General features: G+C 35.8%; 26 protein-coding genes. 10 read left to right on the top strand and 16 right to left on the bottom strand.

Annotation, left to right across the window (positions count from 1 at the left end; genetic code table 11):
- Positions 1 to 11: 11 nt before the first annotated feature.
- Positions 12 to 431 (bottom strand): 2-amino-4-hydroxy-6-hydroxymethyldihydropteridine diphosphokinase, encoded by a 420-nt coding sequence (gene folK / locus H560_RS0110180; protein ID WP_027379954.1) that lies wholly within the window; start codon positions 429 to 431, stop codon positions 12 to 14.
- 19 nt (positions 432 to 450) lie between these two features.
- Between folK and sppA the strand changes: the two genes are divergently transcribed.
- Positions 451 to 2208 (top strand): signal peptide peptidase SppA, encoded by a 1758-nt coding sequence (gene sppA / locus H560_RS0110175; protein WP_027379953.1) that lies wholly within the window; start codon positions 451 to 453, stop codon positions 2206 to 2208.
- 71 nt (positions 2209 to 2279) lie between these two features.
- Here the strand turns inward: sppA and H560_RS0110170 are convergent, their stop codons facing one another.
- The 6 genes from H560_RS0110170 to lnt form a co-directional block, all read right to left on the bottom strand.
- Entirely contained in the window at positions 2280 to 2543 is a 264-nt protein-coding gene (locus H560_RS0110170; protein ID WP_027379952.1) for a GlsB/YeaQ/YmgE family stress response membrane protein, read from the bottom strand.
- A 73-nt stretch (positions 2544 to 2616) separates the two neighbouring features.
- Positions 2617 to 3570, bottom strand: coding sequence for a signal recognition particle-docking protein FtsY (ftsY, locus tag H560_RS0110165; RefSeq protein ID WP_027379951.1), 954 nt, complete (start codon positions 3568 to 3570; stop codon positions 2617 to 2619).
- Between the two features lie 185 nt (positions 3571 to 3755).
- Complete coding sequence (locus H560_RS22690; protein ID WP_002976755.1) at positions 3756 to 3908, bottom strand: DUF4295 domain-containing protein; 153 nt, start codon at positions 3906 to 3908, stop codon at positions 3756 to 3758.
- A 20-nt stretch (positions 3909 to 3928) separates the two neighbouring features.
- Positions 3929 to 4111, bottom strand: coding sequence for a 50S ribosomal protein L33 (rpmG, locus tag H560_RS0110155; protein ID WP_027379950.1), 183 nt, complete (start codon positions 4109 to 4111; stop codon positions 3929 to 3931).
- Between the two features lie 6 nt (positions 4112 to 4117).
- Entirely contained in the window at positions 4118 to 4360 is a 243-nt protein-coding gene (gene rpmB, locus H560_RS0110150; protein ID WP_002976757.1) for a 50S ribosomal protein L28, read from the bottom strand.
- A gap of 307 nt (positions 4361 to 4667) precedes the next feature.
- On the bottom strand, positions 4668 to 6302 hold the full coding sequence (lnt, locus tag H560_RS0110145) for an apolipoprotein N-acyltransferase (RefSeq protein WP_027379949.1): 1635 nt from the start codon (positions 6300 to 6302) through the stop codon (positions 4668 to 4670).
- 55 nt (positions 6303 to 6357) lie between these two features.
- Between lnt and H560_RS0110140 the strand changes: the two genes are divergently transcribed.
- Complete coding sequence (locus tag H560_RS0110140; protein WP_027379948.1) at positions 6358 to 6780, top strand: VanZ family protein; 423 nt, start codon at positions 6358 to 6360, stop codon at positions 6778 to 6780.
- A 139-nt stretch (positions 6781 to 6919) separates the two neighbouring features.
- On the opposite strand, the gene H560_RS0110135 is transcribed toward H560_RS0110140, so the two are convergent.
- Positions 6920 to 7300, bottom strand: a complete 381-nt coding sequence (locus tag H560_RS0110135) for a helix-turn-helix domain-containing protein (protein ID WP_027379947.1) — start codon at positions 7298 to 7300, stop codon at positions 6920 to 6922.
- Between the two features lie 149 nt (positions 7301 to 7449).
- Here H560_RS0110135 and H560_RS0110130 point away from each other — a divergent pair, with 149 nt between their 5' ends.
- Positions 7450 to 7734, top strand: a complete 285-nt coding sequence (locus H560_RS0110130; protein ID WP_228372455.1) for a hypothetical protein — start codon at positions 7450 to 7452, stop codon at positions 7732 to 7734.
- Between the two features lie 6 nt (positions 7735 to 7740).
- On the top strand, positions 7741 to 8481 hold the full coding sequence (locus H560_RS0110125; RefSeq protein WP_027379945.1) for a GLPGLI family protein: 741 nt from the start codon (positions 7741 to 7743) through the stop codon (positions 8479 to 8481).
- Positions 8482 to 8543: 62 nt separating this feature from the next.
- Here the strand turns inward: H560_RS0110125 and proC are convergent, their stop codons facing one another.
- From proC to H560_RS0110105, 4 genes are all read right to left on the bottom strand, one after another.
- Positions 8544 to 9347, bottom strand: a complete 804-nt coding sequence (gene proC / locus H560_RS0110120; protein ID WP_027379944.1) for a pyrroline-5-carboxylate reductase — start codon at positions 9345 to 9347, stop codon at positions 8544 to 8546.
- Between the two features lie 150 nt (positions 9348 to 9497).
- Positions 9498 to 10511, bottom strand: coding sequence for a UDP-N-acetylmuramate dehydrogenase (gene murB / locus H560_RS0110115; RefSeq protein ID WP_027379943.1), 1014 nt, complete (start codon positions 10509 to 10511; stop codon positions 9498 to 9500).
- Between the two features lie 3 nt (positions 10512 to 10514).
- A complete protein-coding gene (locus tag H560_RS0110110; protein ID WP_027379942.1) occupies positions 10515 to 10994 on the bottom strand; it encodes a hypothetical protein in 480 nt (159 codons plus the stop codon).
- Between the two features lie 19 nt (positions 10995 to 11013).
- Entirely contained in the window at positions 11014 to 12219 is a 1206-nt protein-coding gene (locus tag H560_RS0110105; RefSeq protein WP_027379941.1) for a pyridoxal phosphate-dependent aminotransferase, read from the bottom strand.
- Positions 12220 to 12496: 277 nt separating this feature from the next.
- Here H560_RS0110105 and H560_RS23105 point away from each other — a divergent pair, with 277 nt between their 5' ends.
- The 5 genes from H560_RS23105 (at position 12497) to H560_RS0110075 (ending at position 16821) form a co-directional block, all read left to right on the top strand.
- Positions 12497 to 12661, top strand: a complete 165-nt coding sequence (locus tag H560_RS23105; RefSeq protein ID WP_162143859.1) for a hypothetical protein — start codon at positions 12497 to 12499, stop codon at positions 12659 to 12661.
- A gap of 119 nt (positions 12662 to 12780) precedes the next feature.
- On the top strand, positions 12781 to 15075 hold the full coding sequence (locus H560_RS0110090) for a fibronectin type III domain-containing protein (protein ID WP_155844989.1): 2295 nt from the start codon (positions 12781 to 12783) through the stop codon (positions 15073 to 15075).
- A gap of 138 nt (positions 15076 to 15213) precedes the next feature.
- Positions 15214 to 15669, top strand: coding sequence for a DUF1801 domain-containing protein (locus H560_RS0110085; RefSeq protein WP_027379939.1), 456 nt, complete (start codon positions 15214 to 15216; stop codon positions 15667 to 15669).
- Positions 15647 to 16303 carry a YiiX/YebB-like N1pC/P60 family cysteine hydrolase gene (locus H560_RS0110080; RefSeq protein WP_081413959.1) on the top strand — a complete coding sequence of 219 codons (657 nt, stop codon included), beginning with the start codon at positions 15647 to 15649 and terminating at the stop codon, positions 16301 to 16303. The genes H560_RS0110085 and H560_RS0110080 overlap by 23 nt, the downstream gene beginning before the upstream one ends.
- Positions 16304 to 16509: 206 nt before the next feature.
- A complete protein-coding gene (locus H560_RS0110075) occupies positions 16510 to 16821 on the top strand; it encodes an NIL domain-containing protein (RefSeq protein ID WP_027379937.1) in 312 nt (103 codons plus the stop codon).
- 122 nt (positions 16822 to 16943) lie between these two features.
- On the opposite strand, the gene murA is transcribed toward H560_RS0110075, so the two are convergent.
- Both murA and H560_RS0110065 read right to left on the bottom strand, forming a co-directional pair.
- Positions 16944 to 18251: a UDP-N-acetylglucosamine 1-carboxyvinyltransferase gene (murA, locus tag H560_RS0110070; RefSeq protein WP_027379936.1), complete on the bottom strand. Its 1308-nt coding sequence runs from the start codon at positions 18249 to 18251 to the stop codon at positions 16944 to 16946.
- A gap of 2 nt (positions 18252 to 18253) precedes the next feature.
- Positions 18254 to 18907 (bottom strand): DUF4290 domain-containing protein, encoded by a 654-nt coding sequence (locus H560_RS0110065; protein WP_027379935.1) that lies wholly within the window; start codon positions 18905 to 18907, stop codon positions 18254 to 18256.
- A gap of 189 nt (positions 18908 to 19096) precedes the next feature.
- Between H560_RS0110065 and H560_RS0110060 the strand changes: the two genes are divergently transcribed.
- On the top strand, positions 19097 to 20527 hold the full coding sequence (locus H560_RS0110060) for an alpha-amylase (protein ID WP_027379934.1): 1431 nt from the start codon (positions 19097 to 19099) through the stop codon (positions 20525 to 20527).
- A gap of 184 nt (positions 20528 to 20711) precedes the next feature.
- Here the strand turns inward: H560_RS0110060 and H560_RS0110055 are convergent, their stop codons facing one another.
- Positions 20712 to 21128 carry a thiol-disulfide oxidoreductase DCC family protein gene (locus tag H560_RS0110055; RefSeq protein ID WP_027379933.1) on the bottom strand — a complete coding sequence of 139 codons (417 nt, stop codon included), beginning with the start codon at positions 21126 to 21128 and terminating at the stop codon, positions 20712 to 20714.
- Positions 21129 to 21139: 11 nt separating this feature from the next.
- Positions 21140 to 21601, bottom strand: coding sequence for a heme-binding domain-containing protein (locus H560_RS0110050; RefSeq protein WP_027379932.1), 462 nt, complete (start codon positions 21599 to 21601; stop codon positions 21140 to 21142).
- Positions 21602 to 21897 lie beyond the last annotated feature (296 nt).

The following is a 21897-nucleotide window of genomic DNA, read 5'->3' as shown; positions in this document are numbered from 1 at the left end:
TGTTTTATGTTTTATTCAGATAACTCTTTTAATAATATTTTAGAAAATTCCCGTTCAAAAAGATGTTTTTTGTGAGGGATTTCTAATCTTTCTGAGACAAATTTCAAATCATCATATGTAACGATATCTATGTCTATAATTCTGTCTGCATACCCTGCAGTTTTCTTAGAGTCGTTAGTTCTGCCCATCTCAAATTCAATACTTTTAACAAAATCAAGCAGTTGAATAGGTGAAAGATTTGTAAATATTATTGATGCAATATTACAAAAAATATTGGAACTGACAAACTCTACGGGCTCAGATATCAAAAATTTACTTATTTGTAATATATCATTTCCCCCTTCTTTAATCTTTTCAAGGGCTGTTTCTAAATTTTTTTTTTGATCTCCAAGATTACTTCCGAGTAACAAAACTACCTTATGTTGCGACATATCGGGAAATGATTGATTTATGAAAAGTTTTTTTAAAAATGTACTGGCAAATATAGTGGCTATTGTCCTATTATGTGTCGTGTTTTTCTTCTTTTTCTTCATTATGCTTGTTTTTAGTGCAATGGGAAATGAGAAATCGGTAGTGGTGAAAAAGAATTCTATCCTTACGATTAATTTAAAAACAAATATTATAGACAGTCCTACAGAAGATCAGGGAGGATTGTTTAATCTTAATGATCAGACTAAAAATGTTTTGATCTACGATGCTATAGAAGCTATTAATAAAGCTAAAACTGATGATAATATTAAAGGTATAAGCATAGAAGCTGATGATTTGAATGCCGGAATTACCCAGATAGATGATATCAGAGCTGCAATCGCAGATTTTAAGAAAAGTGGAAAGTTTGTGTATGCATACGGAAATGGTGTTTCTCAGGGGGCTTATTATCTTGGATCCATTGCGGATCAGTACTTTCTTAATCCATCCGGTATGATTGAGCTTAAGGGTCTTGCAACCGAGGTTACTTTCTTTAAAGATTTTGCTGATAAATATGGAATAGGGATAGAAGTTATCCGTCACGGGAAATTTAAATCTGCGGTAGAGCCGTATTTAAGAAATGATATTTCACCGGAAAATAAAGAGCAGCTGGAAACACTGCTTAATGATATATGGAAAAATACTTCATCAAGAATTGCTGTTTCCAGAAAGATTGATACGGCACAGTTCAGAACGGTGGTGGATAGTCTGTATGGTATGATTCCTGAGTTGGGATTAAAGTATAAGCTTGCTGATAAATTAATTCAGAAAACAGAATATGACCAGCTGATTAAATCAAAATTAAGCCTGAAAGAAGATGAAAAATTAAATAAAATTTCTTTAGGAAAATATATTGCTTCTTATTCTGATGATGAAAAATCAGGAGATAAAGTGGCGGTGCTGTATGCTTCAGGTTCCATTACCGGTGGGAATGATTATAATGATATTCAATCAGAAAAGTATATTAAATACATTAAAGACCTTCAGGAAAATGATAAGGTAAAAGCTGTTGTATTCAGGGTTAATTCTCCGGGAGGAAGCGCTAATGCATCAGACGAAATTTTATTTGAGCTTAAGCAGCTAAAAAAGAAAAAGCCGCTTATTGTTTCTTTCGGGGATTATGCAGCTTCAGGAGGGTATTATATTGCGATGGCGGCGGATAAAATTTATTCGGAGCCGAATACAATTACAGGTTCTATCGGAGTTTTCGGGGTTATTCCTTACTTTAAAGATATCGCTAATAAAAATGGGATTCGTGGTGATATTGTTGCTACTAATGCTAACTCTATGTATTATTCTTCGTTAAACGGTGTTACACCATACGGGGTAAGTATGATTACAAGAAGCGTTGAGGGAACATACAAAAGATTCGTGCATTTCGTTACTCAAAACAGAAAGCAGACTTTCGAGCAGATTGATAATGTAGGCGGCGGAAGAGTTTGGAGTGGTGTGAGAGCTAAGCAGATTGGGCTTGTGGATGAATTGGGAACTTTAAATGATGCAGTGAAATTTGCAGCTCAGAAAGCAGGTCTAAAATCCTATGCAGTGTCTTCCTACCCGAAAAAAATGACTCCTTTTGAACAAATATTTAATGATCTGAATGAAGATGATATTTCAGCAAGAATCATTAAAAATAAAATAGGCAAGTCTAATTATGAAATCATGAATCAGATTGTGGAAAAAAGAAAATTACAGTCTGAGGTGAAAATGGAAATGCCTTACCAGATAAAAATCAACTAAACTAAATTATATTGTACAAAGAAACGGCGGATTTGAAATTTCAAATCCGCCGTTTTATTTATTTAAAATTATCAGGTATTTTTCCTTGTTGCCATACCGTAAATCCAGAGTATGATAAGTGCCCCGCCGATGGCTAAGATCCAGCTTCTGAAATTCCAGAAAGAATCCACATCACCCCAGTGAAGGACATACACCCCGATTGCTCCGCCAATAAAGGCTCCTAAAATCCCCAGAATAATTGTGATAAGCCAGCCGCCTCCCTGGTTTCCTGGCATAATCATTTTTGCGATTGCTCCGGCGATAAGCCCGAAGATAATCCATGTTAAAATTCCCATAGTTGCAAATTTTTTAAATTGTTAATATTTAATGAAGTTTGAGTATTGCTAAGTTTGGAAAATATGATTAATATCATCTTTTCTTGAAGAACGAATCTACAAATTCCGTACCATTGAATAATTGCAGATCCTGCATCTTTTCTCCGACACCAATATACTTTACAGGAATCTGGAACTGATCTGAAATACCGATCACCACGCCTCCTTTTGCGGTTCCGTCCAGTTTTGTAACTGCTAATGCATTCACTTCCGTGGCTGCCGTAAACTGTTTTGCCTGCTCAAAAGCATTTTGCCCTGTGGAGCCGTCAAGAACCAGTAAAATCTCATGAGGCGCATCAGGAATTACTTTCTGCATCACCCTTTTGATTTTGGATAGCTCATTCATCAGGTTTACTTTGTTGTGAAGTCGTCCGGCTGTATCTATAATAACAACATCTGCATTTTGTGCAACTGCACTCTGTACCGTATCAAAGGCCACGGATGCGGGATCAGAGCCCATATCCTGCTTTACGATAGGAACACCGACTCTTTCACTCCAGATGACTAATTGATCGACAGCTGCCGCTCTAAACGTGTCTGCTGCTCCCAAAATCACCTTTTTTCCTTCGGATTTAAACTGATGGGCAAGTTTTCCAATGGTTGTGGTTTTACCTACACCATTTACTCCTACAACCATGATTACATAAGGTTTTTTGGAAGTGTCAATATTTCCTGTTCCGGCATGTGGGTTTTCAAGAAGCAATCCTGAAATTTCGTCCCTGAGAATCTTATCCAGTTCGCTTACACCCACGTATTTGTCACGGGCAACACGTTCTTCAATTCTTTCTATAATTTTGATGGTGGTAGACGCGCCCACATCTGAAGCAATAAGTATTTCTTCCAGATCATCCAGAACTTCATCGTCTACTTTGCTTTTACCGACTACGGCTTTCGTCATTTTTTCGAAGAAACCCTGGCTGGATTTTTCCAGGCCTTTGTCTAAAGTTTCTTTCTCTTCTTTTTTAAAAATATTCTTAAACCAACTCATCTTATGAATTACGGAATTTTATGTTTAAATGATGGAAATTAGGAGCAGGAGCCTGAAGTTTACAATTTTATTTTTGTTTTAACTTTCAGCCTCCAGCTTCTGACTTCCAGCTAGATTAAAAGCAAAGATAACAAAAAAACTACCCAAAAAATGAGTAGTTTTTTATATTGTAAATAAAGTGTAGATTATTTTTTCAAATAACCGTCTACTTCGTCTGCATTCATTACTTTTTCTTCGAAAACGTAAGCTCCTGATTTAGAAGACTTCACCATTTTCACCACTTTAGTCATTTTTTTTGACTGTCCGCTTTGTAGGGTTGCTACTACTTTCTTTGCCATGGTAAATTATCTTTTATAAATTACTTAATTTCTTTGTGAACAGTTACCTTCTTAAGAACAGGATTGTACTTTTTCAATTCCAATCTTTCAGTTGTGTTCTTTTTATTTTTTGTAGAAATGTATCTTGACATTCCCGGCATACCGCTTTCTTTATGCTCTGTACATTCAAGGATTACTTGAACTCTGTTTCCTTTTTTTGCCATGATTTATTAATTCTTTTTAATCAATCCGTTTCTGGTAGCTCTTTCAATAGCTTCCTCGATTCCAATCTTGTTAATCACTCTCAATCCATGAGCTGATACTTTCAGTGTTACGTGCTTATCTTGCTCCGGAAGGTAAAACTTCTTCTCCAATAAGTTAATTTCAAAACGACGCTTCGTTTTGTTATTAGCGTGAGAAACGTTGTTACCAACCATTGCACGCTTTCCTGTTATTTGGCAAATTCTTGACATATCTCGATGTTCTTATTTGTACTATAATATTTGAGGTTGCAAAATAACGAAGAATTTTTTAGATAGACAAATCTTTTAGAAATTATTTGTAAATAACTTATTGATTCATAACAGCGATTTTCTTCCGAAACAACGCTTAACCGCCAAAGGCACTGATATGGAATGTTATCTGATAATTCTTTAAGCTTAAAAATAAATTTAAATATTATTTTCACAAAAGTTTCACAAAAGCCTTGTTTACTCTTTTAAGTAATTATTACAGTACTCATGCAACTCTTCCATCTTCGGCTTCATTCTTCCATTCCTTTTACGCCTTCTTTGTCTTATTCTGAAACCATTTAATTAATAAATAAAACAATAAAAACCCTAAAGCAAAAATCGAAAATCGGGAAAGCAGATCTCCGGCTCTCGTATAAAAAGTCATTTCATCATAAAGATTTATTCTTGCAAATAAAGCCGTTTGATCACCATAAAAAGTATCTGCAATTACTTCTCCTTTCGCATCAATATGAGCAGAAATTCCACTGTTTGCGGCACGGGCAATTTCTCTTCTGGTTTCAATGGCTCTTAATTTTGCGTAGGATAAAAGCTGTTTGTGGCCTTCTGTAACACCCCACCACGAGTCGTTGGTCATAATAGCGAGGAAGTTGGCTCCTTTTTTTACATAATCACCCGTAAACTCACCATAAATACTTTCATAGCAAATAATCGGAGCTATTTTTCCTTTATTATAAGGGTTCGAAAAAGCTACCCGTTCTTTATCTGTTCCCAATGAAGCCACCGTTCCTCCCAAATTAAGCATTGCATCGCCTAAAATAGGCTTTAAATAGTTCATATAAGGGAAAATTTCAACGCCCGGAACCAGTTTTCCTTTGTGGTAAACTTCCACTTTCTGATTTGGGATCACCTGAACGGCAGAATTAAAGCTTTCCACCCAAAGTCCCTGATTCAGCTGATAAGCTTCTTTGGGAAGATTTTCTTTGCTGGTGTAGAATTTATGAGAAGAAATTCCTGTTGAAAATACAGACCCCGGATGTTTTGAAAGGAAGTTTTTAAGATTATTCAAAATTACACTCTTTTCAAAAGCGGTTTCGGAGATGGAGCCTCTTCCGGGAAGCGCAGTTTCGGGAGCGATATAGTAATCTATCTTGCCTGCAGAATTTTTTTCTGCCAGATTTAAAAGATCATTTTCAATAACGATACTGTCTTTGGAATATTTTTCGGCGTAGGGGTCAAGATCCGGCTGAAGCAGCAATACATTGACCTGCCCGATTTGTTTCTCATTAAAATTGTTATATTTAATCAGGGAAATAACCATTGGAATAATGATTAAACCTGCAAGAATAGAAGAGTTTTTAATAAGATCCTTTCTTTTTCTTCCGGCTTCCCAGGTTCTCACTGTATAGAAAAATAATACATTCACCAATAAGATCCAGAAGCTTCCGCCTGTAGCACCTAAAGTATCATACCACTGAATAAATTTGGGATATTCTGAAAATACGTTTCCTAAATTAAGCCACGGCCATGTCAGTTCCCACCCCAGGTGAAATTTTTCAAAGCTCATCCATATAGCGATGAAAAAAGCCAGTCCCCAATAGGTTCCCTGAGCATTTTTGTACCAATGATAGCATTGAAAAACAAGGGAATATAGGAAAGAATTAACCAAAACAGGAAATACCACTGCCATCAGAGAATGGCTTCCATCCGGATTTTTGGATCCGTACAGCCATCCCGTTGTCACGATATTCCAAATCACAAAACACACGTAAGAAAGCCCGAAAACCACCCAGCTTTTTCTTTTGTAATCTGAAAATTTTGAAACCCCGTGCTCCATCATCAAAAGCGGAACAAGGGCAAAAAATATAAAAAAAGGAACCCCGTAGGTAGGCCATGATACAGACAGCAGCATCGCTGAAATGAGCGTAAGTAAGATGTATTTCATTAAATTTATTTAACATACAAATTTAATGTTTTTGAAATGAATAAATTTGCAATTGATGTTAAAGAAATTTTATAAAATTGTTATTGTTCCCTATACTTTATTTTTGCTCTACCTTCTGTTTCTGGGGATGGGCAGATTTCGGTATGATGATAACCTGCTGACCATTGAACCTATTGTTTCCACCATTAATTTTATCAAAGGTCCGGCCTCCTGGAAGGATATTGTGGTGATTGTGTTGGGAAACATTGTGATGTTTGTTCCTTTTGGGTTTTTAGGATGGGTTTTTCCGAAATTTAATGATCTGAAAAGTCTTCTTTTTGCCTTTATTTCAACGATTTTTATTGTTGAGGCGCTTCAGTATTTTACAAGAATGGGTATTTTTGAAATAGATGATGTTATTCTGAATACGTTTGGAGTGTATTTGGGATTTTTGATGAAAAAATTTATCGAAAGAAGATTTGATAATTGGATAGTCTGATAATAAAAAGAGATGCTTCGAGAGCCTCAGCATGACATTTCTAATACTATTCGCTTATAAATATGTTCCAATAAATTGTATAATATTAAAAACAGTTAGTATTTGCAATGTCATGCTGAGGCTCTCGAAGCACAAAAACTTATTTTTTCAATAAACTTTCGATTAATTTACTCTGGCTTTCCATCAATTTTGCCATTTGGTTTTGATTGTCCATTATTTGAGTAATTAATTCTGGAGACGTATAATTAATTGTATTGATTGTTGATTCAAAAATTAAACTTTGTGAATTTTCAAATTTTGCATTAGACATATCAATATTTGGAACTTGTGCTTGTAGTAAGTCTACAAAATCAACCTCAAAAACATCAGCTATTTTCTGTAGATTTTGTAAAGTTGGTTTCGCCTGTCCCGCTTCCCACTTATTATAAGCAGATTGGGAAATATCTAATTGATGAGCTACATCCATTTGTGACCAGCCTTTTTGTTCTCTTAGTTTGCGAAGTTTTGTTTCTAAACTCATAAAATATAGAATTTAGTGCTAAAGTAATACTTTTTAAAATGACAACCAACGGTTGTTGATTTTATAACTGTTGGTTGTTGTGGAATAAGTGAAGTGTAAATATCTTGGCGGTGTGAAATAAATATTTTATAACTTTAATTTTTAAAACAATGAAAAAATTTTTATTACTAGCAGCTTTCGGAGTTGCTGGATTTGTAAGTGCAAAAGGCAATTTTGAAACTAAAAATGTGAAGACTAAAAAAGCTACTGTAGTTTTTCAATTATGTGGAATTACCGTTACTTTTTATAACAGTCTAGGAGAAGTTACAGGTCAACAAATGTATACATCTGATCAGCCTAATCTTAATTCATGTATGGCTTATCAATCTGGTGTAATTGCAGGATTGAGGGCACAGGGTTATAGAGTCCAGCAGATGAGTAATGATGTAAATTAATTATTTATGAAGAAGTATCTTTTTATTTTTCTTATCTCTTTTTTTGGAATATTATCTTCTCAAAAAACAATTCATATACAGTATTTAAATGTACGTTCTCCCATTGCGAACGTTTATGAAGACCTTTACACAGATGGTGTAAATGTATTATCAAAACAGGATGGTAATATTATGTTTAGTGATGGTAGCGGGAAAAGTAAAGTACATAAAGATTTTTATTTTATTTCTAAAATAAGTTCTGAAAATAAAAATAGAGATTTTTTTTACACACAGTATATTGACAATGCTGATGATTATTTTATTCATGATAATGTTCCAAATATAAAATGGTCAATAGATTATAAGATTACTAAAAAGATACTTGGTTATGAATGCATCAAGGCAACTGCTATCTTCAGAGGCTCACCTATAACTGCATATTTTACGGAAGAAATTCCTTATTCAGTTGGCCCATTTAAGTTTTATGGTCTTCCAGGAGCAATTCTTGATGTGAGAGTAGATGGTAAAAATTATGATTTGTGGAAAGCTATTAAAGTAGATTATGACAATAAAACCAAAATTGATTATAATCCACAGTTTGATAATTTTACTAAAATCCAAATGAAAGATTATATTAAATTGAAAGATGATAAAGCTGCTAGCTATATGAATAAAGCTCAAGTAGCAGGAAGTACAGGTAAAATAGTCAGTTTGAGATTTGGAGTTGAAAAAACATTTGAATGGGAAAATGAATCATATGCTAAATAAGAATTTCCGCTATTCAGCGGAAATTTTAGTATAATAAATTCGATAAAGCATGTATCTACAAACTACCCATTCAATTCCTTCGCGCGTTTTTCAGCGTTCAGAATGCCGTTTTTCAAAATTTCTTTTAAATTATTTTCGTTAAAGGTTTTCAGTGCTGCTTCTGTGGTTCCGCCTTTTGAAGCAACGTCCTTGATGAGTTCTTCTAAATTTTTGTCAGAATTATTGATCAGATGATACGCGCCCAACATTGTTTGCTGTACAAAAAGTTTGGATAAATTTTCGTCGATTCCCATTTCCACACCAGCTTTGATCATTGCATCAATAATGTAATAGAAATATGCGGGCCCGCTTCCCGAAAGGGCTGTAACGCCATCCAGCAATTCTTCATTTTCCAGATAAACGGATCTTCCTGTGGAGTTCAGCAATCTTTCAATATTGATCAGCTGACTGAAAGAAATGCCTTCTGCAGAGGTGTAACCCGTAATTCCCATTCCTAAAAGGGTAGGAGAATTCGGCATCGCTCTTACAACCAGCGGATGCTGTAATAATTTTTGAATTTTCTCAATTTTAATTCCTGCCATAATGGACAGAACCATCTGGTTTTCTTTCAGCTTGCATTGGAAATTTTCCGCCACATGCTGGAAATCCTGTGGTTTTACAGCGATAATAATTAAGTCTGCATCCAATTCTTTCACCTCATCAAAAGTTGAAATTTTCGACTTTGGAAATTCTTCTGATATTTTTGAAAACTTAGTTTGATTTCTTGTAATTAAATGTAGATTTTCGGGCTTTATCAATTCATATTTAAGAAATGATTTCGAAAAAGACAAGCCCATATTTCCGGCTCCGAGAATAGTGATTTTCATACTGTGTTTTTATCTTTATGTGATTGTGAGAGTATTGATTAATTATTCAAACCTAACAGGTTTTTAAAACCTGTTAGGTTTACGCTGAACTTATTTTGCATAAACCTAGTAATAAATTGTAAGGCTTGTCATGAATGAAGTAAGAAAAATTTAAATGATATTCACCTCCCTCTCCAGCTCAATCCCGAATTTTTCTTTTACAGAATCAATAATCTGTGTTGAAAAATCGAAAATTTCCTTACCTGTTGCATTTCCTGTGGCATTGATAATAACCAGTGACTGCAATTTATGGGAAGCCACATTTCCAATCTGTTTTCCCTTCCATCCGCATTGCTCGATAAGCCATCCGGCGGGAACTTTTACAAAATCTCCATTCGGATATCCCTGGATATTTGGGAATTCCTGTTGCAGTTCTTCAAATTGAGTTAAAGTAATGGTAGGATTTTTAAAAAAGCTTCCTGCATTTCCGATTTCTTTCGGATCAGGTAATTTACTTTGTCTGATAGTGATGACGGCTTTTGAAATATCCTGAATGGTAGGTTTATCAACACCCATATTTTCCAATTCGGATTTTATGGCACCATATTCTGTTTTGATGTTGTGATTTTTTCTGGTTAATCTGAAGGTAACTTCCAGGATCACATATTTTCCTTTTCCTTCCTGCTTGAAAACGGAATCCCTGTACCCAAACTTACATTGTTCAAGGTTGAAGCTTTCCAGCTGAAGATTTTCAAGGTTTAAAACAGTACAGCTCACAAAAGTATCTTTAATTTCCGTGCCGTAAGCTCCGATATTCTGCATCGGTGAAGTTCCTACATTTCCCGGAATCAGGGAAAGGTTTTCCAGCCCGCCATAATTTTTTTCGAGGCAGAACAGTACAAATTCATGCCAGTTTTCACCTGATTTGGATGTCACCAATACTTCGTTCTCATCAATAAGATCTTCGTGGATTCCTTTTAAACTTAATTTAATAGCCAATCCTTCAAAGTCCTGTGTCAGCAAAATATTGCTTCCTCCACCCAGAAAAAGGAGAGGAAGATTTTCCGAGATTGAGAAGTTTAAAGCTTCTTTTAATTCTTCTACAGAGTGTATTTCGGTGAAGTATCTTGCTTTTGCATCCACTCCGAAAGTGTTGTAGGGCTTAAGTGAAAAATTTTCGTGCATCGGTTATTGGTATTCTTGAGGAAGAATATTTTGGATTTGATCTTTTAATTTTTGTAATTGCTTGTAATAGACCGTATCGGCAAAAGAATTTACGTAAGCGTGGTACTTTTTCCGTGTTCTGATCTGGAATGTTTCATCCATTCCGTCTACAGATTGTTTGCTGGGAGAGCTTTTGATTTTGTCTAAAGTTCCCACATCAATAGTTGATATTATCTGTTTCCAGGTTTGCGGTGCGATGGCAGATTTCCATTCTTTATGAATTTTATTCTGGGTAATTCCTGTTTCCAGATGAATAGAATCTTTAGTGACTTTTACGATTTTGTAATTTCCCAGCTCGCCTCCGATATCAGAGTAATTTACGGAAATAATTTCATTCGGACCGAAAGGTGCGGCCTCATTTTTCTTGCTGTCGCAGGAAAAAAATATCAGCAACAAAAATACCGGGAAAGATATTTTCAAACCTAGATTTTTTATTGCTGACATAGTAAGTTTTATTTTAAAATTAAAGTCCGAATTGAGATCTGTAAACTTCCAGAGCATCTCGCAAAATAGCGGCGCTTCTTCTCAGATCCTGCTCTTTTAAAACATAAGCAATTCTTACCTGCTTTTTACCTAATTCCGGATTGCTGTAAAAGCCTCCTGCCGGTGCTATCATAATTGTTTCTCCGTGGTTGGAATATACTTCCAGCAGCCACTGAGCAAATTTTTCTGTATCATCTACCGGAAGCTCTGCAACACAGTAGAAAGCTCCTTTCGGTTTCGGGCAGATAACACCCGGGATTTCGTTCAATAAATCAACTAGAACGTTTCTTCTGTGTGTATATTCTTCTCTTACGGATCTTATGTAGGCTCCGTCGTTCTGGTGAGCAGCAGTAGCGGCGATTTGTCCCAATAAAACAGGGCTCAGTCTTGCCTGTGCAAAAAGCATTGCCGCATCATGGATTTTTTTGGAACGGGTAATCATACACCCGATTCTCACCCCGCACATTGAGTAACGTTTTGATTCTGAATCTATAATGATGCAGTTTTCACTAAGCTCAGGGAAAGCAAGCATGGAAACCTGCTGTTTTCCGTCATAAACATATTCTCTGTATACCTCATCGGAGATTACTACAATGTCATGCTTCAGGGCTATATCGGCCAATTTTTGAAGCTCTTCGCGGGTGTAAAGATAACCTGTAGGGTTTCCCGGGTTACAGATAATAATAGCTCTCGTTTTATCCGTGATTTTTTTCTCGAATTCTTCAATCGGAGGAAGTGCAAATCCCGTATCTATTGTTGAAGGTACAGCAACTACATTCACATTGAAAGTACTTGTAAAACCGTTGTAATTTGCATAATAAGGTTCTGGAATAATTACCTCATCACCATCATCACATAATGTTGAGATGGCAAAGTTCAACGCTTCAGATCCACCGTTTGTAACAATGAAGTTATCCGGCGTAAGATCTGTAAAGTCCAGGGAGTGGTAATATTCCGTAAGTGCTTTTCTGTATTCAATATTTCCTTCAGAAAGAGCGTATTCCAATACTTTTAAATCAATATTTTTTAAAGCATTAAGGGCCGTTTCCGGAGTTTCAATATCAGGCTGCCCGATATTCAGGTGATATACTTTTATTCCTTTTTGTTTTGCTTTAAGGGCAAAAGGAACCAGTTTTCTTACCGGCGACGGCGGCATGTGTTGTGCTCTGTTTGAAATATTCGGCATTGTTCAAAAATTTGTATGGCAAAAATAAGATTTAATTTCCCAATATTAAAATTATGAATAGAGCGATATTTTTCGTTTTTAATTATTTTTAATTATTTGCCGTTTATGTATCGGTAAAATCCTTAATAACAGGTATTTTTTTATGATTAATTATTTCATGGAAAAGTGACTAAAAAGTATTTTATATAAAGTATTTTAAATTATTTTGAAAAAATTTTATTAAAATGCATTTTATCTTGTTTTTTTTATAAATTTACACCCATAACAACTAGTAAATATGAAATTAAAACTACTTTTTGGAACTTTTAATGCGATAGCTCTATTGACTGCCGGTTCAGTGGCAGCTCAAAATTTCCAGCAAATGCCTGTGAGTTCAGGTTTTTCAGCAGATGTGATTGCTAACGGAGTAGGGCCGCCCTTAATTCTACAACTACGGATGTAGACGGAGTTTCCTTTGCGTTTGTATCTACAGATTTCCAGGCAACGGCCGCCAGTACACCACTTACTTATGGTATTCCGAGTAATGGGATTATTAATTCTGCGCAGGCAACAACGCCCGGGTTGAGTTTCCAGTTGGGGAATTTAAGTGCAAATAACTCTTTGAGGTTAGCTGCTGCGAATGACTCAGGAACCCTTACTTTTACTACACCAAAAGCAGCTTTTTCGCTATACATGCTTTCTACAAGCGGTAGCGGAACTTCGGTTGTGAATGTTGTGGCTAATTTTACGGATGGTACTTCCCAGACATTCTCTAATATCAGCCTTTCGGATTGGTATGGGGGAACGAATTTCGCCATTCAGGGAATCGGAAGGATTAACAGGGATACTGATGTCCTAGAATCCGGAGGTGGAACAAACCCGAGATTGTATCAGTCTCAGCTGGCAATAGATGCTGCGAACCAGACGAAGCTTATCCAGAGTGTTACGGTAACGAAAGCAAGCGGTTCCGGAATTCCGAACGTTTTTGCTTTTTCTGTAGATGCTTATTCAGATTGTACGCCTCCTGTTTTACAGGCTCCGGCAAGTATTACGGCTAACTCTGCGTTGGTTTCATGGACAGCTTCGGCAAATGCAGTAAGTTATGATGTTTATCACAGTACTACCAATACGACACCAGCCAGCTCAGTAACTCCTACTTATTCTGGAGTATCGGGTACAAGCACAACGATAGGTGGTCTTAATTCCAATACAAATTATTATTACTGGGTAAGAAGCAACTGTAGTTCTGCAACGAGCCAAAGTATCTGGTCTTTTGCAGGAACATTCAAAACGGCTTGTTCTACATTTACTGTTCCATATACAGAAAATTTTGATACTACAAGTACAGGTTCTTCATCCAATAATAATGCACCAAGCTGTTGGTCTTATTTAGAAAGTGCATCATTTGCGGGGTATGGTTATGTAGCGGCATCAAATCCGTATTCATCTCCTAATTCTTATTACATGTATAATTCGTCTGCTTCTACAGGTAGCCAGATGTTGGTTTCACCTCCTACTATAAACCTTTCAGACGGTACTAAGCGTGTGAGATTCTACGCAAAATCAGGATCAAACGGTTATTCTGTGATAGTAGGTACTATATCAAACCCTACAGATCCTGCAACTTTTACACAAATAGGTTCTCCTATTACTTTAACAAATACTCAAACATTATATACAGTTAATATTCCAGCTGGTTCTGATGTTCAACTGGCATTCAAACATGGTATGGGAGGTACTTTCCGTAGTATTTATCTGGACGATATTACTGTTCAGCAAATTCCTAGCTGTTTAGAGCCGACTGCGGTTACATCATCCAATGTTACTGTAAACTCAGCAGCAATTGCATGGACAGCTCCTTCTTCAGTTCCTGCGAGCGGATATGAAGTATATTACAGCACAAGTAATACGGCTCCTACATCAGCTACTGTATTAGATGCTAGTAATTCTGTAACGTCTACTACTACATCCGCACCTTTAAGCGGCTTGGCAGCATCTACAACATATTATGTTTGGGTAAGATCTAACTGTACTGCTACGGATAAGAGTATCTGGAGTGCTGCTCCAGCGACATTTACCACGCTTTGTGTTCCGGTAAGCACTTTCCCTTGGACTGAAAACTTTGACGGAATGACAACTACGGGATCAGCAATAGTTCCAAATTGTTGGAAACAGACTCCAGGAGGAAGCTCTTCTAATTATAACTTTACGACAGGAAATGCTTCTCAGCAGACTTATAATGATCCTAAATCTGCACCGAATTATATAACGATTTATTATCCATATACCAATGCAGCATACCTTTGGACACCTACATTTGCTTTAACAGCAGGAAATTCCTATGAATTCTCATTCTACTGGGTAGGTGACGGCTATGCAGGATGGCAAAATGAAGTAATGGTGAATACGGATCAGGCAGCAGCAGGAGCTACGAGTTTAAATACGTTTATTACATCTGATCAGGTGGCAACAGGTGGTGGTAATAGCACAAACTATACTAAAGTAACTGTTACTTATGTACCGACAGCTACAGGAAGTTACACTTTTGGAATTAAAGCTTTCAATACAACAACAGATCCGTATTATATGGGATTTGATGATTTCTCTCTTACACAGACAGGTTTATCTACTGCAGAAACAGCTGTTAAGAAAAACGAGATCAAAGTATATCCAAACCCATTCAAAGATGTATTATACATTGCAGAAACTAAAGATGTGAAGTCTGTTTCTATCGCAGATATGTCTGGAAGAGTGGTGAAAACTATTGAAAATCCTGGAAAAGAATTGAATTTAAATGAATTAAATTCAGGAGTATATATGGTAATTGTTACTTTTAAAGATGGTTCTAAGTCAACAACTAAAGCTATTAAGAAATAATTTTTAGACTTAAATAATAATGAAGACGGCCATACAAAATGTATGGCTGTCTTTTTTTATCTTCATTTTTAGCGAAATCAAAAGCTCTTTTTCATCAAAATTTTGTTATTTTGAATAATCAATAAAAACTCAATCGAAATGCAGATTCAAGCTAGTTCCGTACAAGATTATATCTCTAAAATTCCGGAGGAAAGACAGGAGATATTCGAAAAAATATTCAATACGATTAATGATAATCTACCGGAAGGATTTCAGCAGGGGACCAGCTACGGCATGGTTGGCTGGAATGTTCCTTTGGAGACTTATCCTGCAGGTTACCATTGTACACCAAACACCCCGCTTCCTTTTATTTCACTGGCTTCACAGAAAAATTTTATCGCTTTTTATCACATGGGAATCTATGCAAAGCCGGAACTTTTGGACTGGTTTGTAGAAGAATTTCCGAAACATTCCAAAAGAAAGCTGGATATGGGGAAATCTTGTGTCCGTTTCAAGAAAATGGATGATATTCCTTTGGAATTATTGGCGGAAGTAAGTAAAAAAATGACGGTTCAGGACTGGATAGAATGTTATGAAAGTAATTTTAAAAAATAATTTTTTACTGAAACCTTTTGCGTTTGCATTATTTTTATGTTTGCTTTTACATTGCAAAAATTCTGCACTTTCTGATTTAAAAAATGGTGATCTCCTGTTTGTCACAGCAAAAGAAGCTGGGCTTTCGGGAGCAATTAATAATGTTACCCAAAAGCAAAAAAATGCATCTTTTGACCACATCGGTATTTTAGAAAAAACTGATAGAGGTTCATTTGTGCTGCATGCTGCACCGAAAGGCGGTTCTCAAAGACAATCTTTGAGGGATTTTATTAAAGATCAGTCAGATGAAGGTCAAAAAGTAATTATTTACCGTTTGAAACCTCAATATCAGCATTCGATACCAGAGGCATTGGAAAAAGCAGAGTCAATGTTGGGGAAGCCTTATAATTTCAATTATATTCTTGATGAAAATTCCTATTACTGTTCAGATTTTATAGAGAGGGCTTTTCGGAAGGAGCATATTTTCAGGTTGGAGCCGATGACTTTTATTGATCCTAAAACCGGAAAAATCAATGAATTCTGGGAGCAGTTTTATCAAAAGAAAAACCTTAAAGTTCCTGAAGGTGAATTAGGCTGTAATCCCAATGGCCTGGCAGCTTCCGACAAACTGGAACGGATAAAGGAATTAAAATAATATGTATTAAATATTATACTGACAGAACGGGCTTTAGCCCGTTTTTTTATTAAAAAATTCAACTGGTTTTAACCAAAGCTTATAAATGAAGAAAAAATAAATGTTAAAATTGAAAATTATTATCCTACTAATTTTATAGACTAATAAAATTTTATATTTTTGTCTAAGAATTAAATAAATGAGTTAATAACAAAAAAAGCGGACTAATGATTACACCAAATCCCAAACTCCAGGTTTTAGAAAGCAAGCTGAATCTGCCAAAAAAAGAATTGATAGTCGAAATAGAATTGAATGGCAAAATGAAATTTGAGCATTTGATGAATATCATTTACAATCAGTTTGGGATCTGCCACAGGGTGCTGTCGGCCAATGTGGAATACATGAACGGTCGCAGCTTTGGTTCTGTACAGCTTTACATCCATGTAAATTCAGAAGATTACAACCAATTGGAATCGTATCTGAATAATAATAAACTTTTGAATACAACTGTAGAGTATGTCTGCAGAAAATATTCGTAAGCGGTTCATATAGTTTTAATTACAAAAAAAGCGTTCAGTGAAAACCGAACGCTTTTGATTTATAATAATTAAAGGCAAAACTAACTTCTAACCTCTAATTTCTAACTTCTAGCTTTGTTAAATTAAATTCTCTCAATATCAGCCCCAATCGCTTTCAGCCTCCCGTCGATATTCTCATATCCTCTGTCGATCTGTTCGATATTATGGATGATTGATTTTCCTTCTGCAGAAAGTGCAGCGATAAGAAGCGCGTTTCCGGCTCTGATATCCGGCGAAACCATCGTTGTACCGCGTAAAGGTGCTTCCTGGTTTAGCCCGATTACTGTTGCTCTGTGAGGATCACACAAAATAATCTGTGCACCCATATCAATCAGTTTATCAACGAAGAATAGTCTGGATTCAAACATTTTCTGGTGAACCAAAAGACTTCCTTTCGCCTGAGTCGCCACGACCAGAATAATTGAAAGCAAATCCGGGGTGAAGCCAGGCCACGGTGCATCAGAAATAGTCAGGATAGATCCGTCAATAAACTTCTGTATCCTATAATTTTCCTGTGCCGGAATGAAAATATCATCATTGCTCTGCTCAAGCTCTATTCCCAGTTTTCTGAATGTATTCGGGATAACACCAAGCTGATTCCAGTTGACATTTTTTATTGTAATTTCAGATTTTGTCATGGCTGCAAGGCCTATCCATGAACCGATTTCCACCATATCAGGGAGCATCGTATGTTCTGTTCCGCGAAGATATTCCACCCCTTCAATGGTTACTAAATTAGATCCGATTCCGGAAATATTAGCCCCCATTCTGTTCAGCATTTTACACAATTGCTGAAGATAAGGTTCGCAGGCTGCGTTGTATATCCTTGTTTTTCCTTTTGCTAAAACGGCAGCCATGATAATATTGGCTGTTCCTGTTACGGATGCCTCTTCCAAAAGGATAAATTTCCCTTTAAGTTCTTTTGCTTTTAAAGAATAGAAATATTCATCCTCATCATAATTAAATTCTGCACCAAGCTCCACAAGGCCCTGGAAATGGGTATCCAGTCTTCTTCTACCGATTTTATCACCACCCGGAGTCGGCATATAAGCTTCACCGTATCTGGCAAGCATTGGTCCCATCAGCATGATAGAACCTCTCAGTTTTGCTCCGTCTTTTTTGAATTCGCTTGATTTTATATAATCAAAATTTACTTTATCAGCTTTGAAAGTAAAATCTCCCTGCCCGTTTTTGGTTACTTTTACTCCGAAATCTCCCAGAATTTCAATAAGCCTGTTTACGTCATGGATATCAGGAATATTTTTAATTCGGACTTCGTCGTCTGTTAATAAAACGGCACAAAGAATCTGTAGAGCTTCATTTTTTGCTCCTTGTGGCGTTATTTCACCATGCAATCTTTTTCCTCCTCGTATTTGAAATGTTCCACTCATTTTTACTTTCTGTTTTTATGATTATTATTGTTGTGTCTTTTTTTATTGTTCGACTGGTTTTTGTTATTTCTATTATTGTTGTTATTATTTCGGTTGTTGTTGGTGGTGTAATAGATCTTACTCTTTTCAAGGGTTTCAATACCGGTAAGATCCAGCCTGTTCTCCGAAAGTTCCTTCAGATGACGGAAAATTACATCATCCGTTACATGCTCTTTATTATATACATTGTAAGATTTCTTCATATTGTTGGCAATTACCTCTATCAGGGCTTCTTTTTCGTCGCCAGGCTCAAGTTCAATTGCTTTTTCTATTAACTGAAGAATACTTTTTCCGTAAAATTTAAAATCTCCCTGAAGTTTAGGGTATTCCATTCTTTTAGGCTTTTCCGCAAGCTGTTCTCTGGTAGGAAAAGGATATGGTGAATCTACATCAAGATCATAATTAGCCAAAATAAAAAGGTGATCCCAAAGTTTATGATTATAATTTTCTTCATCGCGAAGCTGGGGATTTCTCTGACCCATAAAATCGATGATTGCTGTTGCCATTTCGTTTCTTTCCTCTTTATTGGAAAGCTCTTTGCAACGCTCAACCAACTGTTGTATAATTCTGCCGTATTCCGGCATATGAAGCTGAGGTTTTTGGGTGTTATATTCCATAGTATGCAAATATATGGATTAATGGAAAAATTGTACCGAAAATCTTTAAAGTTTATACTTTTTTAATGAAAATTTAAATAATGCTATTTAATAGTTTGTTATTAAAAATGAAAAATATTTCACTGCGGAAAGAATTTAATTTAATAAAATTGTATTTTAGTTAATGGTTTAATAATTAAAACTTTCAATATGAAAAAAACACACTTTTTACTTTCTATGCTGGCTTTAGGGCTTGTAAGTTCCTGTCAGGACAATGATGAAATGACCATTGAAAATCCAAAAAAACAGGAAGTTCACAACAAAATTGTGAATGTCACCACGCATGACGGGCGGCCTTTCAGCACCGGAACTTCTTCTACTGCAAAATTTGTAGCGGGACCCGGAGGAAGCGTTCTTATGCAGGGATTTTATTGGGATGTTCCTGATGGCGGAAACTGGTGGAATACCGTAAAAGGAAAAATTACCGACTGGTCCAATGCCGGAATCGGTGCAGTCTGGCTGCCGCCGGCTTCAAAAGCTCAAAACGGGCCTTATTCAATGGGATATGATCCTACTGATTATTACGATTTCGGAAATTACAATCAAAATGGGAGCATTGAAACCCGATTCGGTTCCAGAACTGAGCTGGAAGCCTTAATTACAAAAGCTCATGCGGAAAATATGCAGGTGTATGCGGATATTGTGATCAACCACAACAGTGGCGGCCAGTCGGAAGCCAACCCGTATACAGGAACCAATACGTGGACAAACTTTTCTGGTGTGGCTTCAGGGAAATTTACCAGGAATTACAATGATTTCTACAAAAATTCCTATGGGAATAATGATGAAGGTGCTTTCGGAGGCTTTCCGGATCTTTGTCATGCCAATCCTTATGTGCAGAGCTGGCTGTGGGAAAGGGATGATTCTGTGGGGAAGTATTACAAAAATGTAATGAAATTTGACGGCTGGAGATTTGATTATGTAAAAGGTTTCGGACCATGGGTGGTGAATACATGGAATGCTAATGTGGGAGGCTTTTCCGTCGGTGAGCTATGGGATTCAAACGTAAATACACTGGAATGGTGGGCGAATAATGCCAACAGCTCCGTATTTGATTTCGCTGCGTATTATAAAATGGATGAAGCTTTCGATAACGGAAACCTGAACGCGCTTAACGATGACATGATGTGGAAAAGAAATCCTTATAAAGCAGTAACTTTTGTGGCAAATCATGATACGGATATTATCAATAATAAGATGCTTGCTTATGCCTATATTCTTACTCATGAGGGCTATCCTACGGTTTTCTACAGGGATTATGAAGAATGGCTGAATAAAGAAAGATTAAATAATCTCATCTGGATTCATAATAATAAAGCTACCGGAAATACATCTATTTTATATACTGATAATGATGAATATATTGCCAGAAGAAACGGCTACAACGGAAATCCGGGATTAGTAGTGTACATCAACAGCTCATCAAGCTGGCAGGAAAGATGGGTTCAAACCAACTGGACAAGCCAACAGATTAAAGATTTTACAGGACATTCCAGTTGGTATCCTACAACACAGGGGGACAAATGGGTGAAAATTCAGTGTCCGCCGAACAGCTATTCTGTCTGGTCTCTGAATCAATAGTATAAAATAATTTTAACAGAAAGATCTGTGTAAACCAGTGAATCTGTGATAATAAAAAAGACTGTTTCAATTTTGAAGCAGTCTTTATATTTTTATAATTAAAATTTCGAACAGTTTGTTAATTTCGTAAAAAATCTCAATGATGTGATTCGTTAGAATTAGTGAAATTCGTATTTAAATTAAATTAAACCTCAATAAATTTCGCTCTTTCATGAGGTGTCGGCAGGTAACATTTCTGATTGGCAAGTTTCATTCTGTTATTTGAAATAATATCATAAATCCGGTCACTTACGGCAGGAAACATCAGTTTTCCCAGCCAGCTTAATGCTTTGTAGCTTCCACCAAGGAGATTGGCTATTTTAAGAATGGCTTTTGATTTAATTAAATAATACTCATTAGGTTTCCAGAGGTACATTGTTTTAAAAACTTTTGTATCCAGGCCTCTTTCCGTTAAAAATTTCTGCCCAAAATCAGATTGAAGCGAAGCGAATAAAAACTGATCTTTTTTGTCCCTTTCCAAAATCCATTGTACCCAAAAATTACATACTCCACACTCTCCGTCGAAAAATACGATATACTTATTTTGCCAGTTTTCCTGCATAATTTTTAATTTTAAAATACCATTTTTCTTTCCGTTTCCTCTTTTTCTTTTTTGAAATAATTGATCAGGATTTTCCTTTGTTCATCTGTCAATTTAGCGCCCTGATGACCGATAAAGTATGATTCCAGAGGCATCTCTTTTTTCTCGATCATTTCTATACATTCATGCAATTTGTGTGCCTGTTGCTTAGGTTCATAAGTTGCAAAAGTGGAAAAGTTGAGATGCTTTCTTCCTTCGTTGATATGATTTTTCATGATCCATGAAGACGGAGCAAAGTTGGAATACCACGGATATTTTGTTTCATTAGAATGGCAGTCGTAGCATGATGTTGAAATGATTGTTGCAATTTCAGGTGGAGTTTTTTTAATTTTCAAAAAATCCATTCCGGGTGTAGGAGCGGGATTTGTCTTGTCAATAGGAAAAAACTGAATGATGATAAATGCTACAAGAATGACCGTCAATATTTTTTTCATACCTAAAATGTTCTTAAACAGATAAAGTTAATTAAAATTAAATAAATGGGAAACTCATATTTTATGAAATTGTTAATATTAAGTGGACTTGTTCTAAATATTTGATTTTAAATTTTAATTATATTTAATTTATTTTAAAAAATCACTAATTTAATTGGTTAATTTTATTTTTTTAAGCCAGATATTCAGGAATTAATAATTTCTTTTAATTATCGTTTTTAACTATGATAAAAATAATTCTAATAGATTGTGTTTATTATTAAACAATTGTAAGTTTGTGTTGCTTTTAACGAATA

The sequence above is a fragment of the Chryseobacterium daeguense DSM 19388 genome, from assembly GCF_000430825.1.
Taxonomy (GTDB): Bacteria; Bacteroidota; Bacteroidia; order Flavobacteriales; family Weeksellaceae; genus Chryseobacterium; species Chryseobacterium daeguense.
The sequence above is the reverse complement of the archived record's forward strand: the minus strand, read 5'-3'. Positions and strand labels throughout refer to the sequence as shown.